This window comes from Rothia mucilaginosa, from assembly GCF_049990865.1.
GTDB classification, from domain to species: domain Bacteria; phylum Actinomycetota; class Actinomycetes; order Actinomycetales; family Micrococcaceae; genus Rothia; species Rothia mucilaginosa_I.
Genome location: NZ_CP188231.1, coordinates 921,154 through 946,241, shown reverse-complemented (window position 1 = coordinate 946,241; position 25,088 = coordinate 921,154). Strand labels below are relative to the sequence as shown.

Annotated in this window: 19 protein-coding genes; all 19 read right to left on the bottom strand. The window is 59.7% G+C overall.

Features of this window, described 5'->3' with window-relative positions; all coding sequences use genetic code 11:
* Positions 1–525 precede the first annotated feature (525 nt).
* Entirely contained in the window at positions 526–1,812 is a 1,287-nt protein-coding gene (hemW, locus tag ACP3RB_RS03770; RefSeq protein WP_426699478.1) for a radical SAM family heme chaperone HemW, read from the bottom strand.
* Between the two features lie 253 nt (positions 1,813–2,065).
* On the bottom strand, positions 2,066–3,244 hold the full coding sequence (locus ACP3RB_RS03765; RefSeq protein ID WP_426699477.1) for a hypothetical protein: 1,179 nt from the start codon (positions 3,242–3,244) through the stop codon (positions 2,066–2,068).
* Between the two features lie 236 nt (positions 3,245–3,480).
* The gene (gene lepA / locus ACP3RB_RS03760; RefSeq protein WP_371260001.1) at positions 3,481–5,322 is read right to left on the bottom strand and encodes a translation elongation factor 4; all 1,842 of its coding nucleotides are present in this window, start codon (positions 5,320–5,322) and stop codon (positions 3,481–3,483) included.
* Between the two features lie 96 nt (positions 5,323–5,418).
* Complete coding sequence (locus ACP3RB_RS03755) at positions 5,419–6,453, bottom strand: PAC2 family protein (RefSeq protein WP_426699476.1); 1,035 nt, start codon at positions 6,451–6,453, stop codon at positions 5,419–5,421.
* Positions 6,454–6,761: 308 nt separating this feature from the next.
* Positions 6,762–7,025 (bottom strand): 30S ribosomal protein S20, encoded by a 264-nt coding sequence (rpsT, locus tag ACP3RB_RS03750; RefSeq protein WP_049360830.1) that lies wholly within the window; start codon positions 7,023–7,025, stop codon positions 6,762–6,764.
* Positions 7,026–7,286: 261 nt separating this feature from the next.
* On the bottom strand, positions 7,287–7,949 hold the full coding sequence (locus ACP3RB_RS03745; RefSeq protein ID WP_426699475.1) for a type II toxin-antitoxin system PemK/MazF family toxin: 663 nt from the start codon (positions 7,947–7,949) through the stop codon (positions 7,287–7,289).
* Between the two features lie 15 nt (positions 7,950–7,964).
* A complete protein-coding gene (gene holA, locus ACP3RB_RS03740) occupies positions 7,965–8,999 on the bottom strand; it encodes a DNA polymerase III subunit delta (protein ID WP_426699474.1) in 1,035 nt (344 codons plus the stop codon).
* A gap of 155 nt (positions 9,000–9,154) precedes the next feature.
* On the bottom strand, positions 9,155–11,158 hold the full coding sequence (locus tag ACP3RB_RS03735; RefSeq protein ID WP_426699473.1) for a ComEC/Rec2 family competence protein: 2,004 nt from the start codon (positions 11,156–11,158) through the stop codon (positions 9,155–9,157).
* A gap of 77 nt (positions 11,159–11,235) precedes the next feature.
* Positions 11,236–12,411, bottom strand: a complete 1,176-nt coding sequence (locus ACP3RB_RS03730) for a ComEA family DNA-binding protein (RefSeq protein WP_426699472.1) — start codon at positions 12,409–12,411, stop codon at positions 11,236–11,238.
* Positions 12,412–12,632: 221 nt separating this feature from the next.
* Complete coding sequence (gene whiA, locus ACP3RB_RS03725) at positions 12,633–13,598, bottom strand: DNA-binding protein WhiA (RefSeq protein ID WP_219101387.1); 966 nt, start codon at positions 13,596–13,598, stop codon at positions 12,633–12,635.
* A 106-nt stretch (positions 13,599–13,704) separates the two neighbouring features.
* Positions 13,705–14,757 carry a gluconeogenesis factor YvcK family protein gene (locus ACP3RB_RS03720; RefSeq protein WP_012903503.1) on the bottom strand — a complete coding sequence of 351 codons (1,053 nt, stop codon included), beginning with the start codon at positions 14,755–14,757 and terminating at the stop codon, positions 13,705–13,707.
* Between the two features lie 107 nt (positions 14,758–14,864).
* Positions 14,865–15,779: an RNase adapter RapZ gene (gene rapZ, locus ACP3RB_RS03715; RefSeq protein WP_005505957.1), complete on the bottom strand. Its 915-nt coding sequence runs from the start codon at positions 15,777–15,779 to the stop codon at positions 14,865–14,867.
* Between the two features lie 342 nt (positions 15,780–16,121).
* A complete protein-coding gene (locus ACP3RB_RS03710) occupies positions 16,122–17,546 on the bottom strand; it encodes a bifunctional phosphopantothenoylcysteine decarboxylase/phosphopantothenate synthase (RefSeq protein WP_426699471.1) in 1,425 nt (474 codons plus the stop codon).
* A gap of 30 nt (positions 17,547–17,576) precedes the next feature.
* The gene (gene rpoZ, locus ACP3RB_RS03705) at positions 17,577–18,035 is read right to left on the bottom strand and encodes a DNA-directed RNA polymerase subunit omega (protein ID WP_314704761.1); all 459 of its coding nucleotides are present in this window, start codon (positions 18,033–18,035) and stop codon (positions 17,577–17,579) included.
* Between the two features lie 288 nt (positions 18,036–18,323).
* Entirely contained in the window at positions 18,324–18,881 is a 558-nt protein-coding gene (gmk, locus tag ACP3RB_RS03700) for a guanylate kinase (RefSeq protein ID WP_296704085.1), read from the bottom strand.
* Between the two features lie 41 nt (positions 18,882–18,922).
* Positions 18,923–19,303 (bottom strand): integration host factor, actinobacterial type, encoded by a 381-nt coding sequence (mihF, locus tag ACP3RB_RS03695; protein ID WP_070847723.1) that lies wholly within the window; start codon positions 19,301–19,303, stop codon positions 18,923–18,925.
* 358 nt (positions 19,304–19,661) lie between these two features.
* Positions 19,662–20,537, bottom strand: a complete 876-nt coding sequence (gene pyrF / locus ACP3RB_RS03690) for an orotidine-5'-phosphate decarboxylase (RefSeq protein ID WP_426699470.1) — start codon at positions 20,535–20,537, stop codon at positions 19,662–19,664.
* Complete coding sequence (carB, locus tag ACP3RB_RS03685) at positions 20,537–23,857, bottom strand: carbamoyl-phosphate synthase large subunit (RefSeq protein WP_311452835.1); 3,321 nt, start codon at positions 23,855–23,857, stop codon at positions 20,537–20,539. Before carB ends, pyrF begins: the two co-directional genes overlap by 1 nt.
* Entirely contained in the window at positions 23,858–25,045 is a 1,188-nt protein-coding gene (carA, locus tag ACP3RB_RS03680; RefSeq protein WP_304193171.1) for a glutamine-hydrolyzing carbamoyl-phosphate synthase small subunit, read from the bottom strand.
* Between the last annotated feature and the right edge of the window lie 43 nt (positions 25,046–25,088).

The following is a 25,088-nucleotide window of genomic DNA, read 5'->3' as shown; positions in this document are numbered from 1 at the left end:
AAACTCTACCGAATGGTGCTGTAGATAATCGTTGTTAAACGATCGTGGGCCCCTGTTACCAGGAGCCCACAACCGTATTCACTCAACTTCAGCAAAGACGAGAACACGCTGTTAGACATATACCGTCCTGCCAAGACCTATTATGGCACAGCGTAACCTTCAACCACAACTTGAAATTAGGGGTTTTGGGAAAATTTTTCGCAGGAAAGTATTCGAAAAATACGCACCCTAAAAATGGTATGAAAGAGTGGAAAATTCTTTCAGCTAGTCCAGCACAAATGCGAACAATTAGCACGCCCGTGTAAGGTTTAGTACTCCCCTGACACTCCTCCAAAAAGCCCCGAAAAAATTTTTAAAAATTTTTCTGAACCCACAAAAACACCCCGAAATTACCGAAATATTACGGCAATTCCGGGATGTACGCCGTGCGCAGGCGGCAGCAGAGACAGCGCTCAAGTGGAGCTGCGACAGACCTGAGCCAAGACGCAGCCCCAACTAGAAAGCCCCTTATCACGCAGGTATTTCTTAGTGCTCCTCGTGCTCTTCCGAGACTTCCGGAAGCAGCTCACGGGTCACCGCGTCCCCCAGCAGGCGACCCTTGAGGGTCAGGCGCACGTGAGCTTCAGGGTCAGGTTCAGCCTGAGAAGTTAAAGCGTCAGGCTCAATCAGAGCTTGAGAAACTAGCCAGCGCAGGGAGGCGCCCAGCTGCGCCTCATCGTGCACGGCGAGTAGCTCGCGCATCGCCAGGCCCTCACGCACACGGATCATGAGCATAATCGTTTCAAAAGCACGGGTGGCGGTGTCCAGTACCTCACGTGCCGCCGCCGGGGACTCCCCTGCACGCACCTTCTGTGTGTACGGTACCGGGTGCTTCACGTTCCACCAGCGGGTACCGTTCACGTGCGAGTGCGCGCCGGGGCCGATACCCCACCAGTCCTGGTTGCGCCAGTAGGCGAGGTTGTGGTCGCTGCGGGTGTCCTGGCTGCGCGAGTAGTTGGAGACCTCGTACCAGTTGTAACCGGCTTCGGTGAGTAGCTCCTCGGCGAGCAGGTACATGTCCGCCATGAGGTCTTCGTCGGGCATGGTGTATTCGCCGCGGCGAATCTGCGCGGCAAGCTTGGTGCCGTCCTCCACGATCAGCGAGTAGGCGGAAATATGGTCCGGCTCGTAGGAGATTGAGGCGCGCACGCTTTGCTCCCACTGCTGCAGGCTCTCCCCCGGCGAACCGTAAATCAGGTCCACGGACACCTGCAGGCCGACCTCCTTAGCCCAGGCGACGACCTTCGGCACGTTCGACGGGGTGTGGGTGCGGTCGAGTACCTGTAGCACTTCGGGGACGACGGACTGCATGCCGAAGGATACGCGGGTGAAGCCGCCGTCCTTGAGGGTTTGCAGGTCTTCGCGGGTGACGGAGTCGGGGTTCGCTTCGGTGGTGACTTCTGCACCTTCGACCAGGCCGAATACGTCGATGGCTGCGTGCAGGATGCGTACGAGGTCACGGGCGGGTAGTTTGGTGGGGGTGCCGCCTCCGAAGAAGACGGTGTGCATGGGGCGTTTTGCGACGCCGGAGGTTTCGAGGGTGCGGGCGGCGAAGAGGATTTCTGCGATGGCGTCGTCGGCGTAGGTGCCGAGTCCGATGCCGTTGCCGAAGTCTTCGGTGGCGTAGGTGTTGAAGTCGCAGTAGCCGCAGCGTACGGAGCAGAAGGGGATGTGTACGTAGAGGCTGAAGTCGCGGGTTTCGCATCCTGCCGCGCTGGTGGCGGGGATGCGCCCGTCGCGGGGTGCGGGGGCGCCGGTGGGCTGGGCGGGCATTCTGCCTCCTATATATCTGCGATAAATACGTTAATGCAATACGTAGATTTCCGAGCTAAAGAATAATAATTCTTCCACAAAACAAAATCATACTGTGCATATTTTAGCATTAGATAAATCACATTCAAACCCTACATTTTCCAATTGGGTAAATTGTAAAGGATGCAACGACACTAAGGTGACAGACTATAAAATTAAAGCAATAATTAAGGAGTGCATATAACTGGAATATATGCACCCCTTAATTATTGTTTTAGAATATATATTCTGCTATATATTTAAAGTCTGTCTGCTTATTTATTTTTCTTAGTCCGCGTTTTCCGTAAAATTGCAACTCATCATCACTGGGATTTATGTATTTCCTAATAAGAAAAGATCTTAATACAGGCCCTGCATGCTTATGATATATTATTTCCCCCGTGAATCCTTCCATGTTTCTATAAAACTTACATATATTGCCTGCGGCCTCCTTGCTACTTTCCCTAATTAACGCACCCATTGCAAGAATGTTTTCAACAAAATAATCATCTGAAATATCAAAAAATTCAATGTTCGTTAAATTATCTTTATCTGCACCAATCATCACATCCCTAGCGCCTTGCGCCAATGCAGTATTGATATATTTAACCGCTTGTTCCTTACCAAATTCAGTATCTACAATTTGCTGGGTTAAATCAATGTACCGAATGGGTACAGTATCGCCTTCTAGTGAACCATATATATTCTCTCTAGGTGTCAGCTTGATTACTATTTTTGAGGAGATTGGAACAAGGAATGATAGAGGACTTAAGCAATCTTCTCCAGCTAGATAAATCCTGGAGCCATTAGGAACTCCACAATCTGAAATCATTGAATCAGATCTCCATTCATCAGATGAAGGAAAAATAAATGATATACCTCTATCAGGTAAAATAAAACGCTTCATCTCATCTACAAGAACATCGATAGAGTATGCAAGAATATCTATTTTATTCTCTGCATAGAATTTTCCACGATTGAACTGAGTTGTCTCGTCTGTTGCGTCTGCCCCCAATAGGTTATTTGCCTGAGAATTTACCCATTTCCTGTACCCTTGGTCCCGGATGAACAATGATGCCACGTATGGAACTAACGTCTCTATATACATGTCCCAAGATAGCTTCATTCTGCTTTCAAAATTTTTTATCAGCTTGGGAAGTTCACTTTCATATTCATCCCATAGCCCATCTGTAACCCTTCTTCCAGATAGGTCATCTAATAGAGAATCATATTCTCCATTAGAATATAGTACACTCCCCGCCTTGGTTTCATAGATTTCAGCTTTTCCTCTTCTTTTTACAGAGACTATATTATTTCTTCTTCTGTCTCCTTGCCCCGATTCTTTAGAAAAACTTCCAATTATGCATGCAGGAATAAGATGATCTTTTTTATTCTTGGGAACCTTGTCGTTCATGATTCTCCTTTGAATGTAAACCATGGGTGTAATCATCCGTGCTACACCCAGTCTTACCTTACTTCTACACCTAATACCCTGACAAGGGGTAACACGCATTACACCCTAATGAATATCAAAATAATGCTAATTACCTATCTCCAAGCAACCTATGCCCGTCTAGGCATAGCAAAGGCGGCGTGCCCCTCCCCACTTAGGGGTAGAGCACGCCGCCTACATTAGAAGATCTGAGAAGGCTACTTCTTCTTTTCCTTCTCCTCGCTCGAAGACAGTGCCGCAATGAAGGCTTCCTGAGGAACCTCCACACGACCGACCATCTTCATGCGCTTCTTGCCTTCCTTCTGCTTCTCCAGCAGCTTACGCTTACGCGAAATATCGCCACCGTAACACTTAGACAGAACGTCCTTACGCATCGCGCGGATATTCTCGCGGGCAATAATACGCGAACCGATAGCCGCCTGAATCGGCACCTCAAACTGCTGGCGAGGAATCAGCTCACGCAGCTTAGAAGTCATCATCAGGCCGTACGAGTACGCCTTATCGCGGTGAGTAATGGCGCTGAACGCATCCACCTTCTCACCCTGCAGCAGGATGTCGACCTTCACCAGGTCAGCCTCTTCCTCACCGTCGAACTTCCAGTCCAGCGACGCGTAACCGCGGGTACGGGACTTCAACTGATCGAAGAAGTCGAACACAATCTCTGCCAGGGGCAGGCGGTAACGCATCTCCACACGATCCTCGGACAGGTAATCCATGCCGCCGATCTGGCCGCGGCGAGCCTGGCACAGCTCCATAATCGCGCCAATGTACTCGCTCGGGGCAATAATCGTACACGCCACCATGGGCTCGCGAATGGTCGCGACCTTACCCTCGGGGAATTCACTCGGGTTGGTCACGCGCTTAGCATTACCCGCCTCATCCACCACGTCGTAAATAACGTTCGGTGCGGTCGAAATCAGGTCAAGGTTGAACTCGCGTTCCAGACGCTCACGCACAATCTCCAGGTGCAGCAGACCCAAGAAGCCACAGCGGAAACCAAAGCCCAGAGCGGCAGAAGTTTCCGGCTCGTAAATCAGCGCGGCGTCGTTGAGCTTCAGCTTATCCAGCGCATCACGCAGCGCCGGGTAGTCAGAACCATCAATCGGGAACAGGCCCGAGAACACCATCGGCTTGGGGTCCTCATAACCGCCCAGGGACTCCTGCGCAGGCTTCGCGGCAGAAGTGACGGTATCACCCACACGGGACTGACGGACGTCCTTCACACCGGTAATGAGGTAACCCACCTCGCCCACACCCAGGCCCTTCGACGGGACAGGCTCAGGGGAAATCACGCCGATTTCGAGCAGGTCATGCTCAGCGCCGGTGGACATCATCTTAATCTTCTGACGCGGCTGCAGGCTACCGTCCACAACACGCACATAGGTGACCACACCGCGGTACGAGTCGTACACCGAGTCAAAAATCATGGCACGCGCCGGGGCGGATGCGTCACCCTGCGGGGCGGGAATCGCCTCCACAATACGGTCCAGCAGAGCCTCAACACCCTCACCGGTCTTACCCGATACGCGCAGAACCTCGTCCGGCTCGCAACCAATCAGGTTCGCCAGCTCCTCAGCGTACTTATCGGGCTGAGCCGCGGGAAGGTCAATCTTGTTCAGCACCGGGATGATGGTCAGGTCGTTCTCCATCGCCAAGTACAGGTTCGCCAGGGTCTGAGCCTCAATACCCTGGGCGGCGTCCACGAGCAGAAGCGCACCCTCACACGCGGCCAGGGAGCGGGACACCTCATAGGTGAAGTCCACGTGGCCGGGGGTGTCAATCATGTTCAGCGCGTAGGAGGTGCCGTCAACATCCCAGGGCATGCGCACAGCCTGAGACTTAATGGTGATACCGCGTTCACGCTCAATGTCCATGCGGTCCAGGTACTGCGCCTTCATATCGCGCGGGGCAACCACGCCGGTGGCCTGCAGCATACGGTCTGCGAGGGTGGACTTACCGTGGTCAATATGGGCGATAATGCAGAAATTGCGAATAATCGCGGGGTCGGTCGCCGCCGGAACGGGCGGGTTCTTCGACATCGGTGCCAATCACATCATCCTTTCGAGATGCTGGCTGCGGGTATGGGCATAGTTACCTATCATTTTCCCATACCCGCGCCATATGTGCGAACGGACCTAGCGTTCCGAAGAATCCTCCGCGGAATCCGCACCACCATCGCCAGGATTTACGGTCCCTGAGTCGATCCCGGAGGTGCCGCTGAGGGAATCCAGGTAGCCCTCAATATCCTCAGCAATCACCTCACCGGAGACAGTGCGCAGAGTCGAATCCATCTTCTGCTCAATCTCACGCACCAGCTCAACCTTCTCGTAGTCCTTCGCCATTTCTTCGGCGAGCTCCGCCTCCCACTCATCGGCGTGGGCGCGCAGGCGGTCGTACTCCTCCGACTCGACTGTAATGCCGAGGATGACTTCCAGCGCCTCGATCAGGCTCACGACCGCGCGCGGGTTCTGCTGGTCAAAGCTCAGGTACCCCGGGATGCTCATACGCAGCATGACCGAGGAGGACAGGCCGTGCTCAGCGGCGAGCGCAGACATTGCCATCGTCACCGAGGTGGGGCCGGTGTAGTCCTCGTGCAGAATACCGGGGATGGCCGCCAGCTTCTCGTCGTGAGTGGTCAGCGTGTACGGGTACGGGCGGGTGTGCGCCACCTGGTCCTCGAAGGTTTCAACGAAGATTGCGTGGTCCACGTGGAGCTTCTTCACGTACTTGAAGAAGCGGTTCATGAACCGCTGCAGGCACAGGCTCGGGGCGGGGCCGGTCACCACGAGCAGGCGCAGGCGGCGCTCCGGGATGGTGACCATGTTGTAGAACATCTTGGGCCACACCAGGACCGTGGATTCGGAATCGTCGTTGTTCAGCAGCTGCGGGGCGACGGAACCGTAGTCGTAGAAGTCGTCCATGTCGAAGCCGGGGCTCTCATCGCACGGGTCGAAGGCGCGGTGAATCACGTCGAGGGCGTCCTCGCCGTTGCCCGGCGGTTCCTTCGCGGAGTTGAAACCGACCAGCATGACGGTTGTGTAGTTGTCCTCTTCGGAGGATTCGCTCAGGCGCAGCTTGCCGAGCAGGCCCTTCTTCGCGGGCTGTTCTGGGGAGGCGGGCTTGGCGAAAGCGTCAAAGAGTCGGGCGGGAGGGAAGTTAGGCTGGCTCATCGTTGTCCTTAGCTCGTGGTCGGTGGTTGTGTGGTGTGTATCGGCGGTGCTCACTCCCCCGGTGCCGTCTATACGGCACTATTGTTAGGGTGCGGGCGGTGTGCGGTACCGCCGATAGTTCCCACTATACGGGCTCCCACGCAACCCGCAAGCGGTTTCGTCACCGGGCGAGCGCCTCCCCGAATCTGGGCAGGGAATCCGTACCAAGAATTGGGCAAAAAGAGACCCCCTGCGTTCCCCTTAGAGGAGGGGGAACACAGGGGGTCTCTGCCCTTAAACCAGAGAGGTACTCACGTACCCCGCAAGTTTTAGAAAGCCTTGTTTACCAGCGTAGCAAGACCGGACTTCTTGTTTGCAGCGGTCTTCTTGTGCAGAACACCCTTGGAAACAGCCTTGTCCAGCTTACGGTTCACAAAACGCAGAGCCTCAACAGCTGCTTCCTTGTTCTGTGCCTCAACAGCAGCCTTGACCTTGCGGGTCGCGGTCTTCAGCTCGGACTTTACAATGTTGTTGCGCAGACGAGCCTTCTCGTTGGTGAGGATACGCTTCTTCTGAGACTTAATGTTAGCCACAATTAAACTTTCTGTTTTGTCTTATTGGTCGGTGAGGGCGACGCTGGCCGATCATCGACTGAGCGGCGTGGGGATGCCTATGGCAACCGGCCAGCAGTGCCCGATGACCATCGGACACTCAACCACACATAATACCAGATGAACAGCCTCCACGACAGACCCTCGCGGAGAGAAAAATACTGTGAAAACCGCTACACGCAGCCTCCACATCCGGCGCAGATAATCCGCACCGGTCGCCGGTGAAACTACCGGCACAGGGCGTTAGCCGTTATGGCGAGTCCACGCACGCTCAATCAGGCGGAACGTATCCTCCGGCATAATCGCACCCTCACGGCGCATCGCATCCGGGCGAACACGAATCACACGGTTCAGCTTCACCTCAGAAGCGCGGCCCTGCGGATCCCACGGGCCCGAACCAATATCAAGGTAATTCGGATCAGCGTGCTCACGGTTATTGTGATCCTTGCTGGTCATCATCAGCGCCAGCAAGTACTCACCGTCACGACCCACCAGAAGCACCGGGCGGTCCTTACCCTGCGAATGGTCCTCCTCGAAGGGAACCCACGTCCACACGATTTCACCCGGGTCAGCGTCGCCATCCAGGGAAGGCGAGTACTCAAAGTTGATCATGTCACGGTAATCGCCCGGGTAATCCGAACCGTCGGATGCGCCGGTCGAGGCCGGTGCGGAAGGCTTAGGTGCCGAGGAAGACTTCGGGGCGCTCGGCTTAGGCGCCGAAGAGCCGGAGGTGCGAGCCTCACCCTGACGAGATTCACGCTGACGAGATTCATCCTTGCGGGACTCACTCTTCTGGGAGGACTCGGAGCCGCCCTTAGACGCAGTAGCCTCGTTGAGGGCATCCTCTGCCGCCTTCTGCAGGAAGGGCAGCAGGGCAAAGAAAATTTTCTTCAGAATTTCGAGCATGGGCTCTATTATGCACTACAGGCGCGGAGGTAGAGCAATCGCCAAAACAGCCTGCTCCACCGCATACACAGCATCCTGCGACTCGCCCTTCAGCTGCGCGTCCGCATCAGCCAGAAGCTGCACAATATGCGCCAACTGGGCGCCGGTAAAACGGCGGCCGTCACGCTGAGCCTGCTCAACCTGCCACGGTGACATACCCACCTCACGCGCCAGCTCATTAGCGCTCATACGCACGTGGTGAACGCGCGCAATATTGCGGATACGCATAGCGAGCGCGCCAAGCATCGGAATCGGCTCCGTGCCGGTCGCAAGGGAGTGGCGGAGCAGACGCAGAGCCTCCGGGGCGTTACCGGAAATCGCCGCGTCACTGACACGGAACGCGGTGACCTCGGTGCGGCCGCCGTAGTAGCGGTTCACCACCTCCTCGGTGATTTCGCCGGGTACGTCAGAGAGCAGCTGCTGGCAGGCGGCGGCAAGCTCCGCAGTGTCGGAGGAGGCGGCAGTCAGCAACGCCAGGGCGCCGCCGGTAATCGGGCGCTGGGCGGCGGCGAACTCCCCCGCCAAGAACTCGCTCTTCTCGCGATCGGTCTTGAGCGCCTTGCAGTTAATGAGCACGAACTGGGAGCGCACCAGGTCGATGAGCTTCTTGCCGCGGTTACCGCCCGAGTGGTTCAGAATGAGCATGATGTCCGGCTCGGGGGCGTTCAGGTAGGCGAGCGTATCGGTCAAAAACTCGTCGCTCATGGAGGCGAGGTTCTCAACCTCAATGATCTTCGCAGAACCGAACAGGGAGGGCGAAGCGTGCAGAATCAGCTCCCCCGCCGTGTAGGTAGCGGCGTTAATCTGAACGCGGTCCACCTCCGGGTGGATGCTGCGGAACAGCTCACGCAGGCGTGCCGCGGCACGGGAGGCGAAGTACTCCTCCGGGCCGTAGAGCATGACGGCGGGCGCCGGGGTGACGGTACGCCACGCGGTGTCGAGGGCGGGGCCGCCTCGGCGGGCGTAGCCTCGGGAACCACCACGTTGGGTTGAACGCTTACGCTCGGACACGCTTATCACTCGCCTTTATCTGCAGGGTACGGGCTGAACTCGGCCCCACTGCGCACGGGGGTGCGGCGCGGGTAGAGTCTCGAGTATCCATCATAGCGTTTTCTTCTCGGGTGCCTCCTAGCATTGGTCAGGGTGAATTGGGCAGGGCGAGATGGTTAAGAACGGGCGGGCTGATGGGGGTGCTGATAGGCGGGCGCGGTGTGCGGTACCACCCGCACATACTGCCGGTGCGTGACCGCACGGTAGCGGCGCGCATCCACCCACCAGAGGACAACGCTCAGACCCAGTACGCAGAGGGCGCTACACACCACCGCCGGCACGCTCGAACCGGGCTCCCACGGGTTACCCGGCGCGTGCGCGGCAGTGTGCGCCGCCCACTCAATACCCTGCGCGGCAAGACCACCGGCACGAAGGCACACATCCGCCAGAGCGGGCAGACCCAGGAGCATGAATCCGAGCGCCCCCAGCCCGGCGAGCATGCTCAGCGGCGCCAAAGGAGCGGCAATCAGGTTCGCCGGAACAGAGTAGAGCGGCACTTTACCGCTCATCGCCAAAATCAGCGGAGTACACCACAGGGACGCCACGATTGGCGCGGCGAGCATTTCCGCGCAGAACACCGGCATGAGGCGCATGAGCAGGCGAATCAGCGGCGGACCCAGCAGAATCAGCGCGGAGGTTGCCGTCACCGACAGGGCGAACCCCATATCCACGGCAAGGTGCGGGGCGGCAAGCAAACACATCAGCACCGTCGTTTGAAGCGCCGCCAAGGACTGACGACCCGAACCGCACAGCATCGCGTAAGCACCGAGCAGACCCATGGCGAGGGAACGAATCACGGAACCCTCAGTCTCCAGCAGCATGGCGTAGGCGAGCACCGCCGCAACCCCGCACAGCACCATGACGCGGTGCGGAATGGCGAGGGTACTCAGCCGATGCACAAGCGGCGGCAGGGCGTGGGCGTTTGGCAGAGTAGGCCGTTGAGCACGGGCGGGTTTTTGAGGCTGGGCTAGTTGTTGAGTATGGGCGGCGCGCCGGGGGTACGCGGGGCGGCGAGAAGGACCCGCGCCTCTCCCCCGCAACCGCTGCTTCCAGGAGCGGAACAGCAGGTATGCGCTGGCGAAACGGTACGGGCGAATCGCCAACACCAGCCGGTACGCGCCCAAAAACACAATGGCAATATTCGCCCCGGACACCGCCGTAATATGGCTGAGCCCGCTGAGCTTATACTCCTCCCGCGCGGTGGAACTCATCAGCGAATCGTCCCCGTAGGCGGTGCCCAAAACCAGCGCCGCCGACTCCGTGTCGAGGGTGTCCAGGGCGCGGGTGCGCAGCTGCTCCTTGAGCGTGGACAGGTACGGCTCCTCCGCAGTCCGGGTGATAGTGTCCGACCCGGCACCGTAGGCGGGGGCAGGCATCGGGAAAATAGTCGCGCCGCTCAGCTTCGCCGTGGAACCGTTGAACTCCACCGTGCCGAGGGCGGTCACCTTCATGCCCGGATAGAGTGCCTGCGGGCGCGCGGTACCGTTCCCCTGCTGCTGAGTCGCCGAACTCGCCGCCGAACGTGCCTCCAGACGCTGCGCGGCGCTCTTTGCCGAACCATCACGCCGGTACACGCGCACCCGCTCATTCACCAGCGCACGCACGCTCCGCCCCTGAATTTCCTCCAGCTTAATAACCACCAGGGTAGTTCGCGGATCCACGCGGCGAACCTGCTCCACCGTGCCGTTCAGACGAAGCGAGGCACCCTGCGCCTGCTGTAGGGTGGCGCGGGATGCATCCACCCCCGTAGCGCACAAAAGCACCGCCTGAACCGTCACAATACACGCCAGAAAAACCAGCTGACCGGTCGTGCGAAAGAGCAGGCTGTAGGGCATCACCGCACGCGGCGGAAAGAAGAGCAGAATCGCCAGGCACCCCAGCAGGGCAATGAGCACGCACGCCAGCGGATGCACCACCCGCCACGTGCCCACGGTCAGCGCCACCGCGGTAAAAGCCCACAGCGCCAGCACCGTAAAACTCAGGCGAAGGTCCAGATGAATGAGGCTTCCCTGGGCGCGCAGCTCCTGCTCGTCGCGGCGGGTACGCCACCGTTCAGCGCCGATGCTCCAGCGGTAGCGGGCGCGGCGATACACCGTCGCCGCGGATCCGGTGAGACGCAAGGACCCGGGAAATAGTTCCCGAACCCCCGCCTGCTGGCGGTTCGGCCTGCGGTTCTGCAAGCGATTCTGCCGGTGCATTAGACCGTCACCAGCGGACGCAGATTCTCCAGCATCGACGGACCGATGCCGGGCACCGCATCCAGCTCATCCACGCTACGGAAACCGCCGTGCGCCTCACGCCAGGCAATAATGCGCTGAGCCATCGCCGGACCAATACGCGGCAGGGACTGCAGCTCCTCAGCGGTGGCGGTGTTAATGTTCACCGGGGATGAGCCCTTCTGGGCGCTGCCCGAAGCGGTCAGCGTGCGTGCAGGCTGAGGCTGAGTACCACCCTGAGATGCACCGTTCTGCGCTGCACCATTCGCCGAGTTACCCTGACCGGCATTCGCCGTGCCGCCATTGGGCTGAATCTGCGCCGGGGCGGCCGTCTCACCACGATGCGGCACATAAATCTGCACCCCGTCACTCAGCGTACCGGCGAGGTTCACGCGGTCCAGGTCAGCATCCGCGGCGGCACCGGAGGCGGCGGCAATCGCATCCACGGCACGACCCTGTGCGGGCAGAGTATATACGCCGGGGTTGTTCACGGCACCCGCCACGTGCACCCGCACGGTAGCCTCACCGGAGGCGCCACCCTGCGCAGATTCACTCGGGTTAGCACCCGGCTGGGCAGTAGACTGAGTGCCGGGTTGAGCACCGGGGCTCTGCTGGGCACCCACCGCCTGCACCGACTCGGCTGAAGCACTCGGGGAGGCGACCTGCTCGGCACGCGGCGCCGCCGAAAACTGGGTCACACCCCACACCACGGCAACCAACGCCAGCACCGCCACCAGAAGCAACACGCGCGGCGACAAGCCCCAACGGGTACTGCGGGTGGTGCCGGGCTGATCAGCCTGCTCCCACTCCGCCCAGTCGTCCACCTCGTTCCAGTCGGGCTGCTGATCCCAGTCAGCCCAGCCATTCGACTCCGGCTGGGATGCCTCGGGCTGGCCGGCAGGCGCGGGCTCGGCGGGTGCTTCTTCGGCAGGCATCTGCGCCGGCGTTACCTCAGCGGCAATAGCCAGCGGCACGGTGTCCTCGGCGTCCGGCGCGCCGTTCTTGCGGGCGCGCGGGCTACGGTAGAGGCTGTTCATCAGGGAGCGGGCGCTACGCTGCGCGCCGCCCTGCTGGGCTGTACTACCCTGCTGGGGTGCGCTGTCCTGCACAGTGCCCTGTACAGCATTCTGGTCGGGGTTGGGGGTCATGCTCGTCATACCCCTACCCTAGGCTCACGCGCGCGAACGCACGAGCGCATGCAAAGAGCCTGTGGATAACTCCCCTCGCACAACGCGAAAGGGGCCATCCACAGGCTCATTTTTGAAAAATATGCGGTTTTTGTTCAAAAACGGAGGGGTTTGGTTTGTCACAAAACCGTCACAAACACCTCAGCCACACGAGCTTCCCGCACCGTTTAAGACCGGAATCTAGCCTTCGCCTAGTCCTCGCGCGGAAGCTCAGTACCCGGAACGCCCAGCTCCGAAGCACGCTTATCAGCCATCACCAGCAGGCGACGAATACGGCCCGCAATCGCGTCCTTCGTCATCGGCGGATCAGCCAGACGACCCAGCTCATCCAACGACGCGTGCTTATGCAACACACGCAACTCACCGGCATAGCGCAGATGATCCGGCGCCTCATGCCCCAGAATCTGCAGGGCACGCTCCACGCGGGCGCTCGCCGCAACAGCCGCCTGAGCGCTACGGCGCAGGTTCGCATCATCAAAATTCGCCAGACGATTTGCGGTCGCACGAACCTCCTTGCGGGTGCGCGCCTCACGCCACGTGGTCAGGGTGCTAGTCGCACCCATACGCTCCAGCAGCTGCGAAATGGTCTCGCCGTCACGCACCACCACACGGTCGGTGCCGCGCACCTCGCGTGCCTTCGCAATAATCTCCAAGCGACGAGCCGCACCCACCAGCGCGAGCGCCGCCTCCGGGCCGGGGCAGGTAATCTCCAGGGAGGAGGAACGACCCGGCTCGGTCAGCGAACCGTGCGCCAAGAACGCACCGCGCATAACCGCCTCGGCATCCTGCAGGGAGCCGTTCACCACAGCCGGCGGCAGGCCACGCACCGGGCGGCCACGCAAATCCAGCAGACCGGTCTGGCGAGCTAGTGCCTCACCACCGTGATCCACACGCACAATGTAGCGGCCGCCTCGACGCAGACCACCACCGCTGACGCTGGTCAGCTCAGAGTCGTGACCGTAAATCTCCGCAATGGTGCGGCGCATGCGGTGGGCGGTTGCCTCGTGGTCGACCTCAGACTCCACCACGATTCGCCCCGAGACAATGTGCAGGCCTCCGGTAAAACGCAGAATCGTAGAGATTTCTGCCTTACGAGCAGAGACTTTCGTTGCCTCGTAGTTGGCGAGTTCGTCCTTGACGAGCGTGGTTAATGCCATGAAAGGTCCTTCTGGGCGTAGTGTTTAAGTCTAAAAATCAGGAAAAGAGCGCACAAAACAGCCAGCTCAAGCAGCACACCTGAGCCGCAAATCCAAGCCAGTCAATCTAAGAACTCAGCTCAAACGCTTCGTTATACGCAGCCGCAAGCTTCAGCGGGTCGTGCACATTCGGCTGGGAGCTCGAACGCAGATGCGCCCACACAACCTTCGCACCCATCGCAGAAGCCTCACGCTCCAGCTCGGAACGGTGATCAGCCTGCATGTCAGCGTCAGCAATCACCGCGTCCAGGTGAAGCTTCGGGGCGTACTGGCGCAACAAATCCAGGTGCGTTGCCGGGGTGAAGCCGACCGTCTCCTTATCGTCGGAGAGGTTCATGACCACGCAGCGGCGCGCCTCCGTGCGGATAATCGCCTCACGCTGAGCGTCCAACAGCAGATGCGGCAGAACCGACGTACGCCACGAACCCGGGCCCAAAACAATCCAATCGGATTCTTCAATAGCGGAGAGCGCCTCCGGGCAGGGGCGAGCATTCTCAGGGGTCAGACCAATATCGTGAACCCGCTCCTCCTTTGAGAGGTTCACCTGGCCGACCACCTTCACACGCTCAATACCGCCGCCGTTATGCTCACGCAGCACGGTGCCGTAAATGACCATCGGATCCAGCGCCATCGGCAGCACACGGCCGCGCGCATTCAGCAGGGCACCCGCCCAGTCCAGGCCGGCAACCGGGTCATCCAGCAGCTGCCAGAGAGTCGCAATCAGCAGGTTACCGAGAGCATGGTAATCCAGCGGGAACTCCCCCTCATAACCCTCGGGCGCGCTAAAACGATGCTGCATCACATCACGCCACGTGCGACCCCAATCGGTGTCATCACACAGCGCAGAAAGCGCCATACGCAAATCCCCCGGAGGGAGAATACCCATCTCCTCACGCAAACGACCCGACGAGCCGCCATCGTCAGCAACCGTCACAACAGCCGTCAAATCAGGCGTGACGTGGCGTAGCGCAGACAGGGAACCGTACAGCCCGTGACCGCCGCCCATCGCCGTGACCTTCGGCGAACGGTGCGTGGTCTTCAACAGGCGCAACGCCTGAGTCGGCAGAGCCGGCAGGCGCGGAATACCCTGAGTGTCATAACTGGTCGAATGGGTGGACATAGTAATACCTCACATACCCGGAAGGAACGGTATGCCGGCCCCACGGTGCAGGGCCGGACGGCGGCCAATGAATCACGACGCGGTGGTTGGGACGCGCCGGGAAAAACTTACTCGCGGCCCTTGTCGCGGTGCTGAACATTCACGTTCAGCTCACCGAAAGCAGAGAGACGACGAGCCAGTTCCTCCGTCACAGCCACGGAACGGTGCTTACCACCGGTGCAGCCAATTGCGATGGTGGCGTAGTACTTGCCCTCACGGCGGTAGCCCTCAAGCACGGGGCGAAGGGCCGCAAGGTAGTTGCTGATGAACTCCTCAGTGCCCGCGTGCTCCAGCACGTAGTCGCGCACCGGGGCGTCCTGACCGGTCAGAGGGCGCAGCTCCGGAACCCAGTGGGGGTTCGGGATGAAACGCATATCAGCCATGTAGTTAGCGTCCGACGGCGCACCGTACTTGAAGCCGAAGCTCATCACGGTCAGGTTCAGCTTCTTATCCGCACCCTCAGCAAACATTTCACGCACGGTACGAGCCAGCTCGTGAACGTTCATGCCGGTGGTGTCAATGGTGCGGTCAGAAGCGAGGCGCAGACCTTCAAAGAGAGTGCGTTCAGCGCGGATACCGTCGAGGACGCGGCCCTCACCCTGCAGCGGGTGCGGGCGGCGCTGAGCCTCGTAGCGGGCAATAATGGTCTCATCCTTGGCGTCAAGGAAGAGCATGGAGAAGTCAATATCGGACTTGCGCAGAGTCTCAATCGCAGCGGGAAGATCGGAGAACAGGGCGCGGGCGCGAACGTCAATACCGAGCGCCACCTTCGGAACTCGCGCACCGTCGCGGGTCACCAGTTCAGCCAGGGAACCGAGCATCTGCGGCGGGATGTTATCGATAACGTACCAGCCCTCATCCTCCAGTACATTTGCGACAGTACTGCGGCCTGCACCGGAAATACCGGTGATCACCAGAATCTGAGGGCGCTCCTCACTCTGGGCGGACTGTACCGTGGCGGGCTTGCTCTGATTCTCGGGCATGGTGCTTCTTCCCCTTCGACGCGAAATACTCTCTATGCCATGATACAAGACCTTTATCTGACGGTTCAGGGGTACGGTCAGAAATTTCACCAGTATGACAGAAATATGAGGCACTCCCCCAGCCGAAGCCGAAAGGAAAGAAATCCCGGTCACAAATCCCTGCGCATAATGCTCTCCAAGGGGGCCGCAGAAGGAGGCGGGCGGCAGAGCCGTAAGGGTACAGCAAAGCCCGCACGATACCTCCCACAGGAGGCACCGCACGGGCTCCACACCACGAACGTTTCGAACTATGAACGCTCCGCAACTACACGCGGATGCACCAGGTTGCCATAGGCCAAAAGCTCAGGCAGAAAGCTCCGGCAGGAAAGCCGCCACATGCTCCAACAGACGCACCGACAGCTCCTTCTTCGAACCGGAGAACACCGGCGCCTCATCGTTCAGAGTCGACAGCAGCGTAATCGTGTTATCGTCCGTGCCAAAACCACGATTCACGCCCACCGTATTGACCGCTAAGAAGTCCGTACCCTTACGCTGCAGCTTCTCACGACCCAGCTCCAACGGAGTCTTCTCCACCGAACCGGTCTCCGCCGCAAAACCAACAATGAGCTTCGGGCCGAGGGTGCTCTCCCCCGCCTCACGAGCCTGCTGGCGGCGCACAACGACCTCACGCAGAATATCCGGGTTGCGCACCAGCTGAATCACCGGCGCGTCCTCAGAGTCGGCGCTCTTCTTTATCTTGAACTCGGCAAACTCGGCGGGCCTAAAATCAGCCACAGCCGCAGACATGATCAGCACATCCGCCGCCGCGCTCGCCTCAAGGGTCGCCTCACGCAGCTCCAGGGCGCTGACCACACGGGTCACCTGCACACCCTCCGGCGCGGGAACCTCAAGGTTCGCACCAATCAGGTGCACAGTCGCGCCCAGGTCGCGTGCCGCCTCCGCGAGCGCCACGCCCTGCTTGCCGGTCGAACGGTTGCCGAGGAAGCGTACCGGGTCCAGCGCCTCACGGGTGCCGCCGGCGGTAATGACCACAAGGCGACCGGCAAGAGGACCACGCAGCGATTCGGATGCGCCAGCTACCTGACCCGAATCAGCCTGGCTGGGTTCAACCTGACCAAGCAGCGCCGAGTTCAGCGTCGCCGCACGTGCCGCCGCCAGACGCTCCTGCTCCGTGCCCGTGTACAGGGGCTCAGTCGGCGCGTAACCGGGCGTGTACACCGGGTGTACCTGACCCTTCGGGAAGCGCGCAATCACGTCCAGTGCGACCGCGAAAATATCCTCCGGCTCAGGCATGCGACCGGGGCCAGAATCCGGGCCCGTCAAACGCCCAATCGCGGGCTCAATCACGTGATAGCCCCACGAACGCAGAGTCTGCACATTCGCCTGAGTCGCCGGATGCTCCCACATCTGGGTATGCATCGCCGGCGCCAAAATCACCGGGGCGTGCGTCGTCAACACCGTGGAGGACAGCAGATCATCCGCACGACCAGCCGCCAAACGAGCCAGCAAATCAGCGGTCGCCGGGGCAATCACCACAGCGTCAGCCTGTTCAGCCTGACGCACGTGGTTCACCTCCGGCACGCGGTCAAACACGTCCGTTGAGACGGGGTTGCCGCTCAGCGCCTCCAGGGTGGGAACACCCACGAACTTCGTCGCGTTCGGGGTGGGCATGGCGATTACCTCGTCGCCATTCTTCGCAAAAAGACGAAGGAGCATCGCCGCCTTATACGCAGCAATGCCCCCTCCAATACCAACGATAATGCGCATGGTACGTCAAAGAATCCTTGTAGAAGCAGATTACTCAGCGGACTCGTCGAGGATAACCTCTTCGATAGCGATAACCTCTTCGCTACCTGCGGGGATGTACTCCTCCTCGATAGCGCCGGGGAACTCAGCCGCGCTGAAATCAATCACAGCGGACAGATCCTCGGGAATCGGGTAGCCGTCCTCGTCGAACTTTGCGCCCGGGCGGTGCTCCGCCACAACACGGTCAGCAATGATTTCACGCATTGCCACCGACAGGGACTTCTCGTTCGACTCAGCGTCAACCAGCGGGCCAACGTGCGCAGCAGTATTGTCCTGCAGGTTAGCGTAGTACGCGTTAATCTGGCGTGCACGGCGGGCACCGAAAATCACCAGGCCGTACTTGGACTCCGCCTTCTCAATCAGCGCGTCAGCGCTGGGGCTCACGATGCCCTCGGGAGCGACACCGTCAACGAAGTTGTAGTCCTCGTGTTCCTTGTTTTCGTTTGCCACTAAAAACTCCAAATAGCTTGATGGAATGTACGTACCGAACGCCCCCGCACACCGTTCGCGCTATGGCGCAAACCGGGCACACTGAGGGCACGGTCAAAACTAAAGAACCATTCTACCCTCTCAACGGCTAAAACGCACGTACCAGCCCGGACAAAAGATGTCGGCCCGGCCAAAAAAGGTGGGGGCTCCGAAGAAAACTCTTCGAAACCCCCACCCTTCACAACGCCTCACGGCAGAACTACAGGTCGGAAGAAACTCTAGCCCCACCGCAAACGCAAAGCATGCAGATTAGGCGGCGCCAATCAGCTCAGCAATTTCCTTCGCTGCACGCTCAACAGAGTCGTTGACGACCGTGACGTCAAATTCCTTCTCAGCAGCCAGCTCAATCTTCGCGGTTTCAAGGCGACGAGCCTGCTCCTGCTCACTCTCGGTGCCTCGACCCACCAGACGCGACACCAGCTCATCCCAGCTCGGAGGAGCCAAGAAAATCAGGCGGGCATCAGGCATGGTCTCGCGAATCTGGCGAGCACCCTGCAGGTCAATCTCAAGGATCACCGGGCGGCCAGCGTCCAGGGCCTCCTGGACCTTAGCGCGCGGAGTACCGTACTTGTTCTTACCGTGCACCACAGCGTACTCAAGCATCTGACCGTCAGCAATCATCTGGTCAAACTCTTCCATCGAAACGAAATAGTAGTGAGTACCGTCAACCTCACCGGGGCGAGGATCACGAGTAGTAGCGGAAACAGAGAACCACACGTTCGGGTAGTTCTCACGAATGTACTGGCACACCGTACCCTTGCCAACAGCAGTGGGGCCAGCCAGTACGGTGAGAGTCGGCTGAGACATAGCTTCCTTACTGCGCCTTCATCGGCTGAAGGCACGAGGTATTAGGACTGAGAAGACTCGGAAGACTGACCAGCAGTCTTACGACGTGCACGGTTCAAATACCGCGAATTACGGTTGAAGTACTCCACCATCTTGCGACGCTGGTGTACACCCAGGCCGCCAAGGCGGCGAGTCGGTGCAATATGAAGTTCTTCAATGATGCGTTCAGCTCGAACGGCACCAATGCCCGGAAGTGCGCGCAACATCTGCCCCACCGGCATTTTAGCCAGTGCAGGGTCGGAATCGACCATGTCGAGCACCTGACGTACGGAAAGTTCACGGTCACTCAGTGCACGCTTAATTTCCTGGCGGTGTGCTCGGGCAAGTACTGCCTTCTCGCGGGCGGAGGCGCGCGCATCCTCAGTTAGCGGAGTCAGCGGCATGGTTGGGTCCCCCATTTCTGCGAGTTATAGAATTTTACTTATCAACTAATGTAACACGGATAGCACGAGAACCCCCGTTCTACCCGCGGCACTCACCCTCACACCAACAATGCGTCTACGCACGTCAGCACGTAAATATCAGGGAGTACCCCTATAGCATAGCGGAGTATTCGCCCTATCAAAAGTGGAGCCATGCACGCATCTCATAGAGCAGGCGCACTCCCCGACTACAGAGGTGAGCAAACTCGCATCACGCTGAGCACCTCAGCCCCCACAATACACGCAAAAAGGGCGCGCACCCCGAGCAGACTCTCAACAGAATCCACCCGGAGCACACGCCCCTCACGCAACACGCGAACTATGCGCCGCGAGCCGCCAACAGGTCATCACGAGCCGCCTGCGCAGCCTTCGCCAAACCCTCAACCGACGGGCCAGCAGCCAGCACGCCACGGCTGGAATTCACCAGCACCTGCGACTCAACGCCAGCAAACACGCGGTACAGATCAGCCGCCGAAGCGCCCTGCGCACCATAACCCGGCGACAGAATCGGGCCGTTGAACACGCTCAGGTCAATACCCAAATCAACCAGCGCCTGACCAACAGTCGCGCCAACCACCAGGCCGCACGGACCCATCTGCTCCCACTGGCGGGAAGCGTTCTCAGCGGTAGCCGCAGCGATAATACGCTTAGCCACAGCGCCCTCGGACTCGCCGGAATGACCGGACTCCGACGCGCCCACGTGCTGAACGCTCTTACCCTCGGGGTTCGAAGTCAACGCCAGCACGAAAGTGCCGCGGTCATTCTCATTCGCCAAATCCAGCGCCGGACGCAGCGACTCAATACCCAGGTACGGGCTCAAAGTCACCGAATCGGTACCCAGCGGCGAGGAGGAGCCGAGCCACGCGTCCGCGTACGCCTTCATGGTCGAACCAATGTCGCCGCGCTTAGCGTCAGCAACAATCAGCACACCATCAGCGGCAGCGCGGGCAAACAGCGCCTCCAGCACAGCAAGACCAGCCGAACCGTGACGCTCAAACAGCGCCACCTGAGGCTTCAACGCCGCCGCAAACGGGGCGCAACCCTCATAGACCGCTTCAGTAAAAGCAGCCAGACCGGCAGCGGAATCCTCAAGACCCCACTGCTCCAGCAGGTTCGGATGCGGGTCAATACCCACACACAGCGGGCCGCGCTCCGCCATCGCCTTCGCCAGACGATCACCAAAAGCAGCGGACATTACGCCTCGCCACCCTCAGAACGAGCATCCACAGCGGCAGCCAGCTGAACGCCGTGCTCCTGCAGGCTCATGATGTCCCAGCTGTGCTCACGCAGAGCATTAATCGCCTGAACAGCCGCAGCGAACTCAGAAATGGTGGTCATGACCGGGCAGCCCACCGAAACCGCAGCGGCACGAATCTCGTAACCATCGCTACGAGCAGCACCACCGGCAGGGGTGTTCAGAATCAGGTCAATGTCACCGTTGCGGACCATGTCCACAATCGAGTGGTCGCCATTCGCCTCAGCGAACTTCGAAGCCACCAGCACCGAGTTCAGGCCGTTACGGCGCAGAATCTCAGCAGTACCACCGGTCGAAACAATCTCAAAGCCCAGCGACTCCAGCATCTTCGCGTAAATAATGACGTTACGCTTATCGTGGTTAGCCACCGAAATGAATACCTTACCGGAGGTCGGCAGCGGCGAACCAGCACCAGCCTGAGCCTTCGCGAACGCGGTGTCATAGTGCTTATCCAGACCCATGACCTCACCGGTCGAACGCATCTCCGGGCTCAGCAGCGAATCCACCACAACACCCTCGGGGGTGCGGAAACGAGCGAACGGCAGAACCGCAGCCTTCACAGCAATCGCGGTCTCCTCAGGCAGGGATGCGCCGTCCATGTTCTGCGGCAGGTAGCCCTCAGCCTTCAGCTCAGCAATGCTCTTACCCAGACCAATCAGCACAGCGGCCTTAGCCATCTGCACGCCGGTAGCCTTCGACACGAACGGAACAGTACGAGACGCACGCGGGTTCGCCTCAATCACGTACAGGTTCTCAGACACGTACGCGAACTGAATGTTAATCAGGCCGCGCACACCGGTGCCGCGAGCAATCTTCTCGGTAGCGTCCTTCACCTTTGCGATGATGTCCGGGCCGAGAGTAATCGGAGGCAGAGTACAGGAGGAGTCACCCGAGTGAATACCGGCTTCCTCGATGTGCTCCATGACGCCGCCCAGGTACAGCTCCTCGCCGTCAAACAGGGCGTCAACGTCAATCTCGATAGCGTCCTCAAGGAACTTATCAATCAGAGCAGGCTGCGAAGGCGAAACCTCGGTAGCGTTCTCCAGGTAGCGTGCCAGGTTCGCCTCGTCGTAGACAATCTCCATGCCACGGCCGCCCAGCACGTACGAAGGACGAACCAGAACCGGGTAACCAATCTCGTCAGCGATGCGCTTAGCACCCTCGAAAGTGAACGCGGTACCGTTCTTGGGCGAAATCAGGCCGCCCTCCTCCAGCACGCGGGAGAACTCGCCGCGGTCCTCAGCCAGGTCAATAGCCTCGGGGGTGGTGCCCAGAATCGGCACGCCCGCATCCTTCAGGGCACGAGCCAGCTTCAGCGGAGTCTGACCGCCCAGCTGAACGAATACGCCCATCAGACCGCCGGTACGACGCTCCGACTCAACAATCTCAAGCACATCCTCAAGGGTGAGCGGCTCGAAGTACAGGCGAGTCGAAATATCGTAGTCAGTCGAAACAGTCTCAGGGTTGCAGTTGACCATGACGGTCTCGTAACCGAGCGAACGCAGCACCAGCGAAGCGTGCACACAGGAGTAGTCGAACTCGATACCCTGACCGATACGGTTCGGGCCCGAACCCAGAATCATAATCGAGGGCTTCTCGTGGTGCGCAACCTCATCCTCCAGGTCGTAGGAGGAGTAGTGGTACGGAGTGAACGCCTCAAACTCGGCAGCACAGGTGTCAACAGTCTTGAAGACCGGGCGGATACCCAGAGCGTGGCGAACACCGCGCACAACATCCTCAGAAGAGCCGATAATCTCAGCAATCTGAGCGTCCGAGAAACCGTGACGCTTGGCCAGCTTCAGGGTCTCCGGGTCGAGGTGGTCGCGCTTAGCGTGAACCACGCCGGCAACCTCATTCAGCAGCACCAGCTGATCCAGGAACCACGGGTCAATCTTGGTCGCCTCGTGCAGCTGCTCCACGGTAGCGCCAGCCAGCAGAGCCTGCTGAACCTGGTAAATACGCTGAGTGGTCGGAACCTTAGTCTTCTCAATCAGCTCAGCCAGCTCAGCCTCAGACAGAGTCAGCGGCTTGAACGAGAAGGACGCGCCCTTCTGTTCCAGCGAACGCATCGCCTTCTGCAGAGCCTCAGTGAAGTTACGGCCCAGAGCCATAGCCTCGCCAACACTCTTCATGGTGGTGGTCAGGGTCGGGTCAGCAGCCGGGAACTTCTCAAACGCGAAGCGCGGAACCTTCACGACCACGTAGTCGAGGGTCGGCTCGAAGGACGCCGGGGTCTTCTGAGTAATATCGTTCGGAATCTCATCCAGGGTGTAACCCAGGGACAGCTTGGTCGCAATCTTCGCAATCGGGAAGCCGGTAGCCTTCGACGCAAGCGCCGAAGAACGAGACACGCGCGGGTTCATCTCAATGACGATGATGCGGCCGGTCTTCGGGTCAATCGCGAACTGGATGTTACAACCACCGGTGTCCACGCCAACCTCACGAATCACGTTGATCGCGATGTCGCGCAACTTCTGGAACTCACGGTCGGTCAGGGTCAGTGCGGGTGCCACGGTGATGGAGTCACCGGTGTGCACGCCCACGGGGTCGAAGTTTTCGATGGAGCAGACGACCACGACGTTGTCGTTGGTGTCACGCATCATCTCCAGCTCGTATTCCTTCCAGCCGAGGATGGACTCCTCCAGCAGGACCTCGCTGGTCGGCGAGTACTGAATACCGGCACCGGCAATACGGTAGAGGTCTTCCTCGTTGTACGCCATACCCGAGCCGAGACCACCCATGGTGAAGGAGGGGCGGACCACCATCGGGTAGCCCAGCTCCTTAGCGGCTTCCAGCGCCTCCGGCATGGAGTGAACAATCACCGAGCGTGCAGACTCGCCGCCGGCGCGCTCCACCACGCCCTTGAATGCTTCACGGTCCTCACCGAGGTTAATCGCCTCAATGTTCGCGCCGATGAGCTCAACATTGTACTTGGCGAGCACGCCGCGCTCATCCAGGGAGATTGCCGCGTTCAGCGCGGTCTGACCACCCAGGGTCGGCAGGATTGCGTCCGGCTTTTCCTTCTCGATGATCTTCTCAATCACCTCGGGGGTGATGGGTTCAATGTAGGTGGCGTCCGCGAACTCGGGGTCGGTCATGATGGTTGCCGGGTTCGAGTTCACGAGGATGACGCGCACGCCCTCCTCCTTCAGCACGCGCAGCGCCTGAGTGCCGGAGTAGTCGAATTCCGCTGCCTGACCGATGACGATGGGGCCGGAACCGATGACGAGGACGCTATTAAGGTCAGTACGACGAGGCATTTATGCTTCCTTTGCAGTCTTGGTTGCGACCATCAGGTCGATGAAACGGTCAAAGAGGTAGGCGGAATCGTGCGGGCCCGCAGCAGCCTCGGGGTGGTACTGCACGGAGAACGCGGGGATGTCCTTACAGGTCAGGCCCTCAACCACGTTGTCGTTCAGACCCACGTGGGAGACCATGACCTGACCGAACTCGGCGTTCGGTGCGGTCACGTAGTCGCCAATCGGCGCATCCACAGCGAAGCCGTGGTTCTGCGCGGTGATCTCAACCTTGCCGGTGGTCTTGTCCATGACCGGCTGGTTGATGCCGCGGTGGCCGAAGGGCAGCTTGTAGGTGCCGAAGCCCAGGGCGCGGCCAAGCAACTGGTTACCGAAGCAGATGCCGAAGAACGGGGTGCCCTTACGCAGCACGCCCTGCAGCAGCTCAACCTGCTCGTCAGCGGTTGCCGGGTCACCGGGGCCGTTGGAGAAGAACACGCCGTCGGGGTTGTAGGAGTAGATGTCCTCGAGGGTTGCGTTTGCGGGCAGCACGTGCACGCGCACGCCACGCTCAGCGAAACGCTGCGGGGTCATCGACTTAATGCCCAGGTCCAGGGCGACGATGGTTGCGACCGGGGGTGCGAACCAGTTGAACTGGTGCGGCTCAACGGTGTAGGCGGTGTCAACCGAAACGGAGTCAGCGAGCTTACGGCCGGCCATCGGCTCGGAGGCGCGCACCTCCTCCAGCAGTTCAGCTTCGGGGCGTTCTGCGTGCTCACCGGAGAACACGCCCGCACGCATCGAACCGCTCGAACGCAGGCGGCGGGTCAGGGCGCGAGTGTCAATGCCCTGAATACCGACGATGCCCTGCTCAATGAGCTCTTCGTCAAGGGTGCGCTCAGAACGCCAGTTGGATGCCACGCGTGCGGCGTCGCGAACCACGTAGCCTGCAACCCAAATCTTGCGGGACTCAGCGTCGGTGGTGTTCACGCCGGTGTTGCCAATATGGGGAGCGGTCTGAACCACAATCTGACCCGCGTAGGAGGGGTCGGTCAGGGTTTCCTGGTAGCCGGTCATACCGGTCGAGAAAACCGCCTCGCCCAGGGACGCGCCGGTTGCGCCGTAGCCATAGCCGCGGTAGACGGTGCCGTCCTCCAGGACGAGCAGCGCGCGGTCCGTACGCAGGGCGCCGGATCGTGTCATGTCAGTCATGCTCTTCTTCCTTTTCTCTGGTGTTCTCCCCCGCTTCCTGTAC

Bases quoted from the DNA above. Each gene is read 5' to 3' on its own strand.
- hemW (WP_426699478.1), bottom strand. From the start codon at position 1,812: ATGCCCGCCCAGCCCACCGGCGCCCCCGCACCCCGCGACGGGCGCATC.
- ACP3RB_RS03765 (WP_426699477.1), bottom strand. From the start codon at position 3,244: ATGAACGACAAGGTTCCCAAGAATAAAAAAGATCATCTTATTCCTGCA.
- lepA (WP_371260001.1), bottom strand. From the start codon at position 5,322: ATGTCGAAGAACCCGCCCGTTCCGGCGGCGACCGACCCCGCGATTATT.
- ACP3RB_RS03755 (WP_426699476.1), bottom strand. From the start codon at position 6,453: ATGAGCCAGCCTAACTTCCCTCCCGCCCGACTCTTTGACGCTTTCGCC.
- ACP3RB_RS03745 (WP_426699475.1), bottom strand. From the start codon at position 7,949: ATGCTCGAAATTCTGAAGAAAATTTTCTTTGCCCTGCTGCCCTTCCTG.
- ACP3RB_RS03730 (WP_426699472.1), bottom strand. From the start codon at position 12,411: ATGACGAGCATGACCCCCAACCCCGACCAGAATGCTGTACAGGGCACT.
- whiA (WP_219101387.1), bottom strand. From the start codon at position 13,598: ATGGCATTAACCACGCTCGTCAAGGACGAACTCGCCAACTACGAGGCA.
- ACP3RB_RS03720 (WP_012903503.1), bottom strand. From the start codon at position 14,757: ATGTCCACCCATTCGACCAGTTATGACACTCAGGGTATTCCGCGCCTG.
- rapZ (WP_005505957.1), bottom strand. From the start codon at position 15,779: ATGCCCGAGAATCAGAGCAAGCCCGCCACGGTACAGTCCGCCCAGAGT.
- ACP3RB_RS03710 (WP_426699471.1), bottom strand. From the start codon at position 17,546: ATGCGCATTATCGTTGGTATTGGAGGGGGCATTGCTGCGTATAAGGCG.
- gmk (WP_296704085.1), bottom strand. From the start codon at position 18,881: ATGTCTCAGCCGACTCTCACCGTACTGGCTGGCCCCACTGCTGTTGGC.
- mihF (WP_070847723.1), bottom strand. From the start codon at position 19,303: ATGCCGCTGACTCCGCTAACTGAGGATGCGCGCGCCTCCGCCCGCGAG.
- pyrF (WP_426699470.1), bottom strand. From the start codon at position 20,537: ATGTCCGCTGCTTTTGGTGATCGTCTGGCGAAGGCGATGGCGGAGCGC.
- carB (WP_311452835.1), bottom strand. From the start codon at position 23,857: ATGCCTCGTCGTACTGACCTTAATAGCGTCCTCGTCATCGGTTCCGGC.
- carA (WP_304193171.1), bottom strand. From the start codon at position 25,045: ATGACTGACATGACACGATCCGGCGCCCTGCGTACGGACCGCGCGCTG.